8 protein-coding genes and 1 pseudogene are annotated in these 14585 nt (G+C 46.9%); 3 read left to right on the top strand and 6 right to left on the bottom strand.

Annotated features, from left to right (window positions below; translation table 11 throughout):
- Window positions 1–289 precede the first annotated feature (289 nt).
- Window positions 290–1489 (top strand): IS4 family transposase, encoded by a 1200-nt coding sequence (locus tag CSR04_RS02310; RefSeq protein WP_102794608.1) that lies wholly within the window; start codon window positions 290–292, stop codon window positions 1487–1489.
- A gap of 213 nt (window positions 1490–1702) precedes the next feature.
- On the opposite strand, the gene CSR04_RS02305 is transcribed toward CSR04_RS02310, so the two are convergent.
- Window positions 1703–3844, bottom strand: a complete 2142-nt coding sequence (locus CSR04_RS02305; RefSeq protein WP_102794607.1) for a hypothetical protein — start codon at window positions 3842–3844, stop codon at window positions 1703–1705.
- Between the two features lie 12 nt (window positions 3845–3856).
- A complete protein-coding gene (locus CSR04_RS02300) occupies window positions 3857–4489 on the bottom strand; it encodes a hypothetical protein (protein ID WP_102794606.1) in 633 nt (210 codons plus the stop codon).
- A gap of 282 nt (window positions 4490–4771) precedes the next feature.
- Here CSR04_RS02300 and CSR04_RS02295 point away from each other — a divergent pair.
- Window positions 4772–5779 (top strand): annotated as a pseudogene (locus CSR04_RS02295) (IS3 family transposase).
- 198 nt (window positions 5780–5977) lie between these two features.
- Here CSR04_RS02295 and CSR04_RS02290 read toward each other — a convergent pair.
- The 4 genes from CSR04_RS02290 to CSR04_RS02275 form a co-directional block, all read right to left on the bottom strand.
- Window positions 5978–8479, bottom strand: a complete 2502-nt coding sequence (locus CSR04_RS02290; RefSeq protein WP_216362492.1) for a S8 family peptidase — start codon at window positions 8477–8479, stop codon at window positions 5978–5980.
- Window positions 8480–8494: 15 nt separating this feature from the next.
- Window positions 8495–9490, bottom strand: coding sequence for an AAA family ATPase (locus CSR04_RS02285; protein WP_102794605.1), 996 nt, complete (start codon window positions 9488–9490; stop codon window positions 8495–8497).
- 468 nt (window positions 9491–9958) lie between these two features.
- Entirely contained in the window at window positions 9959–11791 is a 1833-nt protein-coding gene (gene glmS / locus CSR04_RS02280; RefSeq protein WP_102794604.1) for a glutamine--fructose-6-phosphate transaminase (isomerizing), read from the bottom strand.
- Window positions 11792–11804: 13 nt separating this feature from the next.
- A complete protein-coding gene (locus CSR04_RS02275) occupies window positions 11805–12569 on the bottom strand; it encodes a DeoR/GlpR family DNA-binding transcription regulator (RefSeq protein WP_102794603.1) in 765 nt (254 codons plus the stop codon).
- 366 nt (window positions 12570–12935) lie between these two features.
- Here CSR04_RS02275 and CSR04_RS02270 point away from each other — a divergent pair, with 366 nt between their 5' ends.
- Entirely contained in the window at window positions 12936–14477 is a 1542-nt protein-coding gene (locus tag CSR04_RS02270; protein ID WP_102794602.1) for a phosphoenolpyruvate carboxykinase, read from the top strand.
- Window positions 14478–14585: the final 108 nt, after the last annotated feature.

Below are 14585 nucleotides of genomic sequence, written 5' to 3'. Positions count from 1 at the left end.
CAACAGTTAGTGAATAAGTGCTACAGGGTGTAATTGATTTGCCTGTCTGTATAAGAGCATCAAATCTTCATTGGGCATAACTAGGCATTAAAAAGGGAGCTGAAGGCCCCGAAGTGTGCGAGCTAAATAAAGTACGAAACTGAGATATCTCACTAAATGTATGATCTTTATAATAAAGTTCGATCCTGAGGAATCCCCACAAATAGTCGATAAAATTCATTGAGATAGGGAACATTCACGGCGTTTAGTGATCAGATCGTTCGCCAAAACAAAACCGTCAGGAAACGCCATGAATGTCCGTACTATGTTGACCAAGTTAGTCTCGCTTGTCACCTTCAATATGCACAAAACCAGACAACAAGCCGTGCTGGCCTGTGTGCATAGTTTGGCGAATGGCAGCGCTGGAACGGTGACGAGTATCGGGCGCGGTATCCGCTCAAAGGCCTATGAAAAACACCGGATAAAGCGGGCCGACCGGCTGCTGTCTAATCAGGCGCTCAGACAGGATATACCGGCACTTTATACCGCTATCAGTCATGTGTTTTGCCATGCTAAGCATCCGGTGATTGCCATAGATTGGTCTGATTTGGATGACCATAAGGGCCATTTCCTATTGCGGGCCGCAATGACGTTAAAAGGGCGCTCTGTCACCTTGTATCAGGAAGTGCACAGCAACAGCACCAAAGAGAAACCTGCCACCCACAAGCGATTTCTGGCCAAGCTGAGCTCTGTCCTGCCTTCTCAGTGCCAGCCCATTATCGTCACCGATGCCGGCTTTAAATCGCCCTGGTTTCGTTTGGTGCAGGCCATGCAATGGCATTTTGTCGGACGTGTACGCAAACCGCATTTCTACTCTGTTGACCAAGGGAGCCGCTGGCAATGTATTACCCATTTGTACCAACAGGCGACGGCGCGAGCCAAACGGTTTGAGCGGGCTAAGATTGCCCGGAATAGGCCTTTTGACTGCACCCTGGTGTTGATAAAGCAACCCAACAAAGGGCGACATGCCACCAACCCTGACGGTTCACACAAACAATCAGGGCAATCCATCAAACACGCACAAAGTGCCAATGACCCCTGGCTACTTGCTACCTCATTGCCGCTACATCGCAAGCTGGCTAAACAGGTGGTCGGCATTTACCGTCAGCGCATGCAGATTGAAGAGGGCTTTCGGGATATGAAAAGCCGTCGCTTTGGTTTGGGTGTCGAACAGAGCCATAGCATCAAACCCGACCGACTGACGGTCTTAATGCTGTTGACTACACTGGCATCCCTAATGATGCTGCTATTGGGCATGGTCATCTGGAAGAGCGGTAAACATCGACGCTTTCAAGCCAATACCTCAACCAGCCCAACACTATCGTGGCATAGCCTCGGACTGCGGGGCATGGCAACAGCGTTCACCTTTACCCACAGTCAATGGCAACGAGCTATGGATTGGTTCTATACTTGTATTGACGAGGCCTGGCTTGGACAAGGTAAAGTATGAATTCGTGGGGATCGGTCAGAGTTCGATCCCAAAAAATTATTAAAGTACAAAACTTACATACACTCGAAAAAGTTCGCTACTGACAATGATCGAAACAGCATTGAATTTTGATCATTTCAGGATGTTTATGTAACTTCAATTTATATGCGACCAATTATAAAGTAGAAATGGTCCAGCCTCCAATATCAAAGCAGTGCTAATCCAAATGAATTGTCAGTCTTGAGCCCTCACTTCTTCAAGTTCTCTCCGAGCTCTAATCAATTCTATTTCTTTCTTCAGCAACTCAATCTCGCTCTGCATTGCGTTTATTTGAGCCTGATTCTGACCAGTATTAAGAATAGTTTTAAGGTTATTATTGATTGTGGTTAGGTGGCTTTCTAACTCTGTTGCATAGCCTTTTTTCGCTTTATCGGCATTAAGTTGAGCAGTCAGCAAAGACACTTGAGACTGAAGAGATGCTATTTTTCTGTTGTTCTCAAAGGAATCTCCAGCTTTGTCCGCATTTAGTTGGGCTGTCAATAAAGATAGCTGTGATTCCAACTGGGAAACCGCAATATTATTTTCAAAATTGCCTTGGGCCTTAGCCAGATTAAGCTGGGCATTCAATGCGCTCAACTGTACTTGAGCAACAGACGCTTGCAAATTTGACTCTTGAGAAGCAATTTGATTATCCAAATTGTATTGTGATTGAAGTTTATCTAACGTCGAATCTAACGTTTTCTTATCAATTAAATCTTGCTCACTTGCAGTACCTGCATCTAATGAAATTCTTGCATCAAGAATTTTTTTCTCTTCAGTAAGGCGTTCATATTCTAACAGCAAATCATGCTTTGCAATTTTACGCTCGTTCTCTTTAAACTTGTTAATACCTTCGCTGATAGTACCCAAGTTTGCAACAGCAGAGGAAATACCTTCATTGAGAGCTGTCGTGGCAGCATTCGCAGAAGCAGTAGACCTTTTTTCTGCTTTCGTTAGCACCCCATCTCCTTGCGAAGAAAATGTAAGGATCATAGTACTATCAGCAAATGTAGATTCATCATAGGCTATAAATGAAGTTGATGGGCCCGGAAGAACTAAGTCTAATTTGTTATTATAAATAAGAGCTACTTTCTCTTCATCGCTGGTTGATTTCATCGTGTGGATGTTCAACTCAATAGGTTCTCTTTGTCGATAAAACACTACCGGGGTTTCACCGTAGTCATTAGCGATTTTTGAGCTAACTTCATTATATAAAATATCGGCAACTGAACTTGAGATATGTGCTTTAGGGTCAATAGAAATAACCAACCCAGAAGCATCATGAAACGATTTCATTTTTGTGAACTTTGAATCACTCTCGACTAAGGAGTTTAGGGCCTTTAGCAATTCAACTTTAGATTTTCCCGATTCAATCTTGTTTAAAGGAGGTATTTCATCGAGTTCAAAAAACATCTCGTGATTAGTTGTCGTGGTACTAGCAGTAAGCCCTAGTTGGCTTTTAAACGTATCTGTCGATGACTGCCATTGCTGAACCAGTATGGCTTGTTCATCGTTTAACTGTCCTAATGTTGCTTGATATAAAGCCAAGACCTTTATTTTTTTCGATATTTCCTCTAAATCTGTTGACGAAGAAATTGAACTTTGTAAGTTCAAGATTGATTGCTTTAAGTTATTAATAGCCTCTTTGATAGATTGTCTTTTTTGCCAAAGAGTAAAGGCACTCTGACTTTTTATGACCATTAGAAGTTCTGCTCGACTAAGTTCAAGCAATGGTGAGAAATACTGTTTAAAAGCGTTCTTGTCACTTTCACTATCGTTGCGCTTTTTAACTTCGCTGATTTCATTGAGATGTGCTGAATTTTCCAATTTTCCTTCTATTTTTTCTACAGTAACTTCATCGACAGACAAAAATCCGGCAATGGTCGAAACTGACGAGATAACATCTAAAGTGCTGTGTAAGACGTCTCCAGCTTTTCCTTGGCTGTTGCCATTTATCGTTTTCAAAACACCTGTATTTTCTGCTTCAATAATAAGATGACTGTCCATCAATGCCCGCATACTCAAATCTAACCAATATGTATAAGAGGAGTCTTTTTTATTAACTTTGCTAACTGTTAAGTTGCTGTAGCTTATTTGTTTATTTTCAACCGGCTCGATCTCCAGAGCAACGTTAAGGACTTTTTGAGTCGTAACTGATTTAGTTGCACTAATTTTGATCAAATCTTTACTCAAATAGTACTTAAATCCATCTTGAATGTTATTTTCCTTATTGCTATCTGCAAAAGAAATTGGTCCAGAAGTATCCAATGTTGAACTACAACTGGTTAAAGCTGAGATTGTGAATAATACAAAAAATAGTTGTCTCATGTTCGTCATTAAGAAATTTTCCTATTGTGCAATTGTCATACTTTCCAACACAGATCTCATTCGTTTGTAATCGTTAGCTCTATTGGTTTCACCTGCATCTATTAATACAGGTAGTACACTATCAATCATATTGACATATTGATCTCTATGTGTTTTAACCTTGTCTAACCCTTGACGGTAGAGCAGAAGTTGTAAGATACCGATATCAAAATCCAGCCACATTCGGCGAATAACGTGATAATGCCATTTCGGTTTTTCGTTAAAACCAATGACAGCTCTTGCACCGTATGCAAGAAGTTGATGTGTGAAATCTAAACTGGCTGTTTCACAACACATAAAGTAGAGGAAGCGGTTATCAGCTAATAGTTGCAAGTATTCCGGTGAATCATTCTGCGAAAGAAGGATGCCATTAGGGCTATCCCAATTATCGTGAACAATCCCAGGGCTGCCATGAGAAGAAAAAGTAATTGTGTGACAATTGGAAGCATCTTGCAGGCTTTCATAAAGTGCTGCTTTATTTGCAAATGAACTGTCTAGCATTCGAACTGAAGGACCATCAGAAACCGACTGGTAATACTCACTTCGTTTCAGCTCAAAAGGTTTGGTGTGAACATCCATTCCCGTATCTACGGATAGCAGAACAAAATTAGGCACGTATTACTTCCTTATAACCGCGTAAAATCTAATATATTGTTGGTTAAAAATTGTGCACGTGCAAGTTCGGGAGAAATTTTATGTACAGGATTTTGCAATAACAGTTCGGCTCCCCTTGTGTGTAATTATCACAGTCTCCCACTCTCCCGAAGATATGGTGTAGTGGTCTAATAAAACCAAACACCAAGTTAGGTGGTAGAATCCAACCATCAAATGAGGTGAATAATGGCAATGGGACGTCGGAGTTTCACTCCGGAATTTAAACGAGATGCAGCGGCATGAGTGGTAGAACAGGGCTATTCGATAATGGAAGCCTGTTCAGCGATGAGTGTGGGTGAAACGGCAATGCGCCGCTGGGTAGCGCAGCTACAAGCAGAGCGTCAGGGAATAACACCTGATGCCAAAGCCATGACACCAGAACAACAGCGTATCCAGGAGTTCGAGAAACGCATTAAACGCCTGGAGCTGGAGAAAGATATCTTAAAAAAGGCTACAGCTCTCTTAATGTCGGACGACTTCAAAAACATGCGCTGACAGACCAGTTGAGTGAGCAGTATCCAACCGCATTGGTCTGTCAGTTGTTTGACCTGCCCAGGTCGACGTTTTACGCACGGCTCAGTAAGCCCTTGGATGCAGAGCGCCAAGCACTGCGCTAGCGGCCGCTATAAAGTGATGCAACTGATGAAAGAGGCCCAATTGCACAGCAAGCAACCGGGCCCACACCGCTACAAAGTGGCTACGACTGAGCGGCTGGACATACCAAATACACTAGCGCGGGATTTTACGCCAATGCACCCCAATCAGGTCTGGACAGGGGATATTACCTATATCTGGGCGGGCCGTTGGCTTTACCTGGCCGTGGTTCTGGACTTGTATGCGCGGCGAGTGGTGGGCTATGCCTTGTCAAATAAGGCGGATACCCGCTTAACCCTGGAAGCCTTGGACATGGCCTGGCAGCAACGGGGTAAACCCAAGGGCGTCCTGTTTCATTCTGACCAAGGCTGTCAGTATACCGCGCTGGCGTTCAGGCAACGGCTGTGGCGTTATCAGATAAAACAAAGCATGAGTCGACGTGGGAACTGTTGGGATAACGCCCCGACAGAACGATTGTTTCGCAGTCTGAAGACTGAATGGGTGCCGAAAATGGGGTATCAGGATTATCTGGAGGCGGCATCACACATCAAACGGTATTTATTGGGATATTACAATCAACGGCGGCCACACAGTTTTAATGCAGGGCTGCCACCGGCGAAAGCAGAACAACCTAAACAGGCGTCTGGAAATAGTTGACCACTACAGCATGATAGACTTTTGGTGAGGCAACACATCTGGATATTTACGCCGTGGTAACTCTCTAAAAAGTTGATCTGGGCTTGCAGTTGCAGTAACTCTATTTGTTCTTTTTTTTAAAGGCCATATATTCCTTCCCTTCAATTGTTACTTTGGTAATCAGCTACTGCACTTAAGCTAGTTCAAAATTCAGTTTATTTATTCGATAATTACTGGCACACCAATCTGATTGGCGATAGGCGTATATAGATCGACATCGATATCGGGAGCACTAATTGAAACAATTAGTGAATATCTAACACGTTGATTGTAACGCTCAAGTGCAGGTCGTGTTTTCCACCACCCAAGTGATGGGTAAACTGCAATAGCGCCACGGCTTGCTAATTCTGCTGCGCTGCCTTTCCATCTATCGGAATGTAAAGAGCCTTTATGTCTGTTCTTTTTGCCAATCAACCAGCTTGGGTCATTGTCATTTCTGTTTACCCGCTCTTCATCATCTCTGGCCGCAGCATTTATCCTAGCTCGGAAATCAGCTTCACTTTCCAAGGGGCGTTTGACATCAAAACGAAGGCCATGAGACTCATATCGATATCGTGAAGCAACGCCACGTGCCGATGGGTTGGGCTCAATGAAGTACGACAACGTTACCCGCATTTCAACTGGTGTTTCACCAAGTGCTTCGAGTTCTTGCAAAGGCCATGGTAAACGATGTAGTTTCATATCACGTAATTGAGGCTCTTTTCCCTTTTCGCGTTTGAACGGGTTTAAAAATTCCTCACAAATAATTGTTAAAGAATTATCTGCGCTCCACATGGCTCTATCGAGACTGGGCTGACCAAATCCACAATGCCTAACCAACGCTGTCGTTTGTGCTTTGGCTGGTTTTCCTCTCGTGGGAAGAAACATACGTTTCATGGCATCTGTCCACTGAGCAGAATGCACTATCAGCCCACGAACACTCTCTGGCCATAGTTCGGGGTACCTTGCCATTAACTGTGCTGCCATCTGGGCACAAAGCGCTGAAGCAGCACTTGTTGCGTTGCTCGTTGTAAACATCCGCTCAGTAGGATTGAAATGAGTTGTTAGCAAGCTCAAGCTACTCATCCAGGCCGCACCTAAACCATCTCGTGCTGCATTCCCGCCTTCAAAAACCACATCGGGTTTTAATGGCCAATGTGATTGCCATGTCTGCGACGTCGTGCTGAATGGGCTTAGTCCACCAACCTCGGCTATAGGTGTATAGTGTTGCGCATCAGCTTCTGTGATTCTTACCATGTTAGTCATTGCACCAACTGTGAGGGCATTCCATGCTTGCGCTGGGTCATGTATGCCATCTGAGGTATTACTTTGTGGGTACTCCATCCAGGCATTTGGGTCTTTAATATTCCCTGCAGACACAACAAACAATTTTGGGGTTTCACCTTGTTCGTCAGCATCGTAGGCGAGCCGATCGATGGTTGCTGACCATGCGGAAGGCCGTCCACGATCGCGATTATCTCTGGCTGTAATTGCCATACTGTAAACTCTTTTACGATGTGGAGCAGTAATGGAAGGTCGATCCACCGCCTCGGAAGTCAGGTATCCGTGTAACTGAGGGTCTCCACCATTGGCACCATCTTCTGGAATAAGCTTAACGGATTCAAGACGATGCGAAACTACTACTGGTGTATTCGTTACAAGTATGTCGGTTAGATTTCCAAGGAGTGCAAGCCCGGCCATTTCCGTGCCATGGCCCTCGGTATCGTCAACTCCCCAAGCGGGTTCGATACTATGTTTATCAGCATCAGCAATCGAGTCTTGTAGCAAGGGGTGCCCATTGTTTACACCAGTATCAAATAGGCATACATAAGGTACATCTGCACCGTCTTCGGGTATTGATAATCGAGCATTTAGCTCATCTACCCACTGTGGTTGCTCATCAGGTGCTAAGTTATCAAAAAATTCTGCTGTTTCTTTGGCTCGTCGTAACTCTGCGATACTGTTTAATGTCATCATTGAACGTTTCATTTGGCCTACTGAACCATAAACCAGTAAAACCGAACGTTCAGGGAAGTAGAGCTCACCGGGTGCAATGCGAAAGTTCAGTCCCTCCGCCATTTCTCGGAATTGGTTCACGGTACCTTGGCGGTCACCTCGTGTTGGTAACCAAACCTCCCACCAAAGATGCTCATCGTCAGCTGTTGGCATAGTTTCGGGAGAGTCTGTCCATAGTGCTTGTATGGTAGCAGCGCGAATTTCGGAAATAGCGTTCAGCAGCTTACTGTGTGCTGGACCACTTTTTTTATCCTCGCTTTCGTCCAGATAGGCAGTGATAAGTTTTTCAAAAAACTGAAGTTTACCGTCAGGCACAAATACAGTAGCAAAGGTTTTATTATCGTCGTGACGGACATTTCGCAGTTCGATGCCTGAGCGCTCTCGGGCTAAGGATTCAAAAGCCAATTCAACATCAGGGAAGCTTTCAAATTCAATTTGCAGACCAAATCCTTCATCAGCACCAGCCAGCCTTTGCTGCTCAGCCGCATCATTCAAAACTGGCGTCAATTGTTGGAGCTTACTAAGTAACGCAACTCCATGTTCAATTCTGTCTCTGTCGGGTATTGGTGAGCCACCACCGCCTTTAGATGGCGAGGTAAAATGTTCTGAATGTGCGCTGTTGTGAAAAATAAAGTGCGGATGGTTATTCGGCTCCCTACCTGCCATAAAACGTCCTTATCGTTAACTGCTCTTATTTAATCTGTTTGATAGCTTTCGGCGTTCTTCCAGTGCTTGTGTAATATCTTTTTCTGATATCTTTTCTGCTCGCTCAATCAATGCTGTTTTCAGTACTTCATCCGCTGCTCGGGATAATTCCGCGTAACTTAGGCCAATGGCTTTGTTAGCCAATCGTTTCCAGGATGTATTTTTTATTGCCATGCGAGATAAACGAGATTTAAGCACACTGGCGATGTGCACATCATCAGGTAACTCGTAGTGCATCAGGTCATCAAAACGACGAAACAGGGCATTATCCAGAATATCTGGGTGATTGGTGGCACCAATTATGATGCTATGGGAATCATCCTGTTCAATCATTTGCAAAAAGCTGTTAAGGATACGTCGCACTTCACCGACGTCGTTTGCTAACCCTCGCTGAGAGCCTATTGCATCAAATTCATCAAAGAAGTAGACCCCGCGGGTCTGATGGGTGGACTCAAAGATCTGCCTCAGTTTGGCGGCAGTCTCTCCCATGAACTTGGTAATTAAACCATCTAGTCGCACTTGAAATAATGGCAGTCCTAACTCTCCAGCCAATACAGACGCGGTCATGGTTTTACCTGTTCCTGGTGGACCTACTAACAAAAGCTTGCGCCGAGGAGACAAACCATGCGACAGGATCTCGGCTGCATGGCGCTGCTCGCGAACAATGCGTTCTAATTGCTTGGCTAGATCGCTGTTTAGCACCATATCACCCAGACGTGCCTTGGGGTAACTGACGCTAAGCAGATTAGCCAGCTCGCCTCTTGGTTTACTGATGGGGACCGCTTTGCGCTCTGGCGTAATTACTCGACTGGCTTTGGCCTGATCAACTAATGTGCGCAGTTCTTCCGCAAGCTTGCCATGTCCTCGCTTGGCTTCATGAGCAGCGACTTGCATTGCGACGGAATAAAAACGGCTATCATCGCCCTCTAGATGCGACTTTAGCAGTGCCCTTAATTGATTTGCATTAGCCATAATATGGTCCTCCCAGTAAGGAATTATTATATCTTTTCAACTGTGCAATCACGACCAAAAACTTCAGGAGACTACCTTGATAACCATATTCACTCCATTGAATCTTATCATCGTACGCATGTGCTTATTGCTTTATTCAATGTAGGTCTGATTGCATCAGAATGCATAGACAACTCCGCTACGGAATGGCTGCTCTCAACCTCCTTATTGACCATTCGGGTTTCGAATTCTGAGTGTTAGGTTTTACCACTTGTATCCATCTACCAAATAGTCGGAAATATCCTGAGTTTCATTGACACTTTGATCCTTCAATATGAAGCACACTCAAGCAGTTAGGGACTGAATCTGCTGTGGCAACACCTTCGATTAGTCGCGCACTTATCAGTTTCGATCTCTATTAAAAGTTGCGCACATTAAACGTTGTTTCGAACATTATTTAACGTGCACAACACTAAATAATAGGTCTCATTATTCCACGGTCACAGACTTAGCCAGGTTACGCGGCTGGTCGACGTCGGTGCCTTTAATAATGGCGACGTAGTAGCTGAGCAGCTGTAGTGGCAGGGTATACACGATAGGCGCGATCACACTGTCCACATGCGGCAGGTTAATCACCCGCATGGTGGCGTCGCTGGCAAATTTTGCGTCTTTGTCGGCAAATACGTACATGATGCCGCCGCGAGCGCGTACTTCTTCAACGTTGGATTTAAGTTTTTCCAACAGTTCATTATTCGGCGCTACCACAATCACCGGCATTTCATCGTCAATCAGCGCCAGCGGGCCATGTTTAAGCTCGCCGGAGGCATAAGCTTCGGCGTGAATATAAGAAATTTCTTTAAGCTTCAGTGCCCCTTCCATGGCGATGGGATACTGATCGCCACGACCCAGGAACAGGCTGTGATGTTTATCGGCAAATTCTTCCGCCAGTTTTTCAATACCAGCGGATAGCGCCAGGGTTTCTTCCAGCTTGGCGGGCAGACTGTGCAGGGCACTGACAATCTTGCCATGGTCGCTGGTGGTCATGCCGTTGAACTGCCCCAGTGCCAGTGTCAGCATTAACAATCCGGTTAACTGGGTGGTAAAGGCTTTAGTGGAAGCCACGCCGATTTCTGCGCCCGCCAGGGTCATAAAGGCCAGATCGGATTCCCGTACCAAAGACGAGCCAGGCACATTACAAATGGTCAGGCTGGCCATATAGCCCAGTTCCTTGCCCAGGCGCAGTGCTGCCAGGGTGTCGGCGGTTTCACCTGACTGGGAAATAGTGACCAGCAAGCTGTCAGGGTGAACAAACGACTTGCGGTAGCGGAATTCTGAGGCGATCTCCACGTTGCAGGACACATTGGCATATTGCTCCAGCCAGTAACGGGCCGTCATACCTGAGTGATAGCTGGTGCCACAGGCGACAATTTGCACATGCTTAACCTTGGCCAGCAAATCCGGGGCCATGGCGCCGAAAATACGCGGATCCACCCCTTCGTCACTTAAGCGATCCTGCAGGGTATTGCGTACCACGGTAGGCTGCTCATGAATTTCCTTGAGCATATAGTGGCGATAGCCGCCTTTGTCACCGGCATCGTGTTCAATATCCGAGTCATGTACCGGGCGCAGTACTTCATGGCCGTCCTTGTCGAATATATGCACCTGGGTACGGCTGATCTGCGCCACATCGCCTTCTTCTAAAAAGATAAAGCGGCGGGTTACCGGCAGTAACGCTAACTGATCCGAGGCAATAAAGTTCTCATCAATACCCAGACCAATCACCAGCGGGCTGCCTGAACGGGCCACCACCACATGCCCGGGGTTTTGCTGATCCATCACCACTGTGCCGTAGGCGCCATGGAATTTTTTCACCGCACGCTGCACTGCGCTCAGCAGACTGTCGGCGCTTTGCAGTTCCAGCTCCACCTGGTGGGCAATGGTTTCGGTGTCAGTGTCGGAACTAAAGTGAAAGCCCTGGCCGCGCAATTGTTCACGCAGTTCCAGATAATTTTCGATAATACCGTTGTGTACCACCGCAATGCGTTCGGTGGAAAAGTGCGGGTGGGCATTGGCCTCGGTGACGCCGCCATGGGTGGCCCAGCGGGTATGGGCAATACCGGTACTGCCTTTAATGGGGTTGCTGGCCAGTGCATCGGCCAGTTCCTGCACCTTGCCGGTGCGGCGTACCCGCTGCAACTGACCTTCACTATCCAGCACGGCCACACCGGCAGAGTCATAGCCGCGGTATTCCAGACGTTTTAATCCTTCCAGCAAAATGCTGACTACGTTACGTTCGGCGATGGCGCCCACTATTCCACACATGTTGTTTCTCCGTTTATTCGGTTTTGGCGCAGATTACCTGTACGCCTTTCTGTTCAATCTGTTGTCTGGCAGCTGCCGGGATTTGATCGTCCGTGACCAGCACGGAAATTTGTGACCAGGGCAGCTCCAGATTGGGTATCTTGCGTTGCAGCTTTTCGGATTCGGCCAGCACAATCACTTCGCGCGCCACTTCGGCCATCACCTTGGATAACTGGGTTAGTTCATTAAAGGTGGTGGTACCTTTGTCCAGGTCCAGCCCGGCTGCGCCTAAAAAGGCCTGGTCAAAGTTATAGGCCCTAAGCATCTGTTCGGCCATCTGGCCCTGAAAAGAATGTGACTGGTTGTCCCATGTGCCGCCGGTCATTAACACGGTGGGCTCGTTTTCCAGCTCCAGCAAACTGGCTGACACATGCAGGGCATTAGTCATGACCACCAGGCCACGCTTATGATTGAGTTCCGGGATCAGGGCCGAGGTGGTACTGCCGCTGTCGATAATGATGCGGTTATGGTCGCGGATCAGTTGGCTGGCCGCTTTGGCAATGGATATCTTTCGAATCGAAACTTCTTCTTCCAATTCCGGGGCATCCTGCGGCAGCAACATCGCACCACCGTACTTACGCACTAATAGTCCACTGCGTTCAAGCTCGGTCAGATCTTTTCTGATGGTCACTTCGGAGGTGCTGAATTCCTTGGTCAGGGCATCCACTGTCACTTCTCCCTGCGACATCAGGCGGTCGACTATGGCGCGTCGACGAAATTGAGTGTTTCGTTTATACATCAAATCGAAATATTAAGTTTCACAACGAAACTTATGATAGTAGATCTTTTACTCTATGCAAGTAAAAAATGCCCAGAGGTCAGGTCGGCTTGTGTTTTGTCAGACCATCGCCATCCGGCAGCAAGGGTATCAGTTGGCGTAAACCGGCAACGCTTTGCTTTGGCCGTTATAAAGTTCCAGTTTTTTGCCGACATCACCCAGAGTTGCCGCATAACTGAAAGTATTAGATCAAATTAATGAAAGACTTTCAGTTTTGTCGAAAAAATATTCGCTTTGTTTGGCCAATAAAGCCTTTATTACTGTATGATGCGCGGCAAAAAATAATACTGAAATACCGTCTGAAAGTTTTTAATCTGGAGTACCCCGATGACCTCTGTTCCCCCCAATGTGTTAGTGGATTTAACCCCTGCCGAGTTAATTGAACAAGCGCTGGCCCGCGGCGAAGGAAAACTGGCCGCCAATGGCGCGCTGGTGGTGGAAACTGGTGCCCGCACGGGTCGTTCACCCAAAGATCGTTTTATTGTCAGGGAAGCCTCTACTGAACAGGACATTGAGTGGGGCGCGGTGAATCGCCCATTCGATGCAAGCCAGTTTGATGCACTTTGGGACAGAGTCGAAGCCTATTTACTGGGTAAAAGCCACTTTATGTCGCACCTGGAAGTGGGCGCTGATCCAGAACATTACCTGCCGTTGCAGGTACGTACAGAGACAGCCTGGCACCAATTGTTTGCCCGTAACCTGTTTATTCGCCCGCAAAACTGGAATCACGCCGGTAAAGATGCCTGGCAAATTCTGAATGCCCCAGGTTTTGTCTGCCAACCCGAGCGCGACGGCACCAACTCAGAGGGTGTGGTGATTATCAATTTCGCCAAACGCAGAGTCTTGCTGGCGGGAATGCGCTACGCCGGGGAAATGAAAAAATCCATGTTCTCGGTGCAAAACTTCCTGTTACCGGGCAAAGATGTATTACCCATGCACTGCAGTGCCAATGTTGGTGAACAGGGTGACGTGACATTGTTCTTCGGCCTGTCTGGCACCGGTAAAACCACGTTGTCAGCCGATCCTTCGCGTTTTCTGATTGGTGACGATGAGCATGGCTGGGCACCTGGCTCGGTATTTAATATTGAAGGCGGTTGTTACGCCAAATGTATCGACCTGTCACAACAAAATGAACCCGTCATCTGGGACGCTATTCGCTTCGGTACGGTACTGGAAAACGTGGTACTGGATGACAAACGCAAACCTGACTATCAGGATTGCAGCCTGACTCAGAACAGTCGCGCCGCTTACCCGCTGGAGCATATTGAAAAGCGTGAAGTGGCTAATCGTGCCGGTGAACCCCGCGCCGTAGTGTTTCTGACTTGCGATGTCAGTGGTGTATTGCCTCCGGTATCTATTCTGTCAGAACAGGCGGCTGCTTATCATTTCTTGTCTGGCTACACCGCCAAAGTGGGCTCCACCGAGATTGGTTCTACCGCCGCCATTGAGTCCACCTTCTCTACCTGCTTTGGTGCCCCCTTCTTCCCGCGTCCGGCTGGCGTCTATGCCGAGCTGCTGATGAAACGAGTACGTGAATTCGGTGCCAAAGTCTATCTGGTGAATACCGGCTGGACTGGCGGTCCTTACGGTGAAGGTAAGCGCTTTGATATTCCTACTACCCGTGCGGTGGTGGATGCCATTGTTAACAATAAGCTGGATGGGGTGGAAACCCAGCATATTGAACAGCTTAACCTGGATGTTCCAGTGGCTGTGCATGGTGTGGACAGCAAACTACTGAATCCCAGAAATACCTGGGCAGATCAGGCTAAATATGACGAGTACGCCAGCCGTTTGGCTGCCGAGTTTAAACAGAACTTTGCCAAATACGCCGTATCTGAAGAGATTCGTCAGGCTGGCCCTAAGGCCTGAGTCGCCTGCCGGACGGCGTCAGCCGTCCGGCATATCTATTGATATTCCATTCATATACCCCCGCTTTCACCGCAAAATAGCCGATAAACTTGCTGACAATATTCCGAT

The sequence above is a fragment of the Bowmanella denitrificans genome, assembly GCF_002887595.1.
GTDB classification, from domain to species: Bacteria; Pseudomonadota; Gammaproteobacteria; order Enterobacterales; family Alteromonadaceae; genus Bowmanella; species Bowmanella denitrificans.
This window is presented reverse-complemented; position numbering and strand designations above follow the sequence as displayed.

Bases quoted from the DNA above. Each gene is read 5' to 3' on its own strand.
- CSR04_RS02310 (WP_102794608.1), top strand. From the start codon at position 290: ATGAATGTCCGTACTATGTTGACCAAGTTAGTCTCGCTTGTCACCTTC.
- CSR04_RS02305 (WP_102794607.1), bottom strand. From the start codon at position 3,844: ATGACGAACATGAGACAACTATTTTTTGTATTATTCACAATCTCAGCT.
- CSR04_RS02290 (WP_216362492.1), bottom strand. From the start codon at position 8,479: ATGGCAGGTAGGGAGCCGAATAACCATCCGCACTTTATTTTTCACAAC.
- CSR04_RS02285 (WP_102794605.1), bottom strand. From the start codon at position 9,490: ATGGCTAATGCAAATCAATTAAGGGCACTGCTAAAGTCGCATCTAGAG.
- glmS (WP_102794604.1), bottom strand. From the start codon at position 11,791: ATGTGTGGAATAGTGGGCGCCATCGCCGAACGTAACGTAGTCAGCATT.
- CSR04_RS02275 (WP_102794603.1), bottom strand. From the start codon at position 12,569: ATGTATAAACGAAACACTCAATTTCGTCGACGCGCCATAGTCGACCGC.
- CSR04_RS02270 (WP_102794602.1), top strand. From the start codon at position 12,936: ATGACCTCTGTTCCCCCCAATGTGTTAGTGGATTTAACCCCTGCCGAG.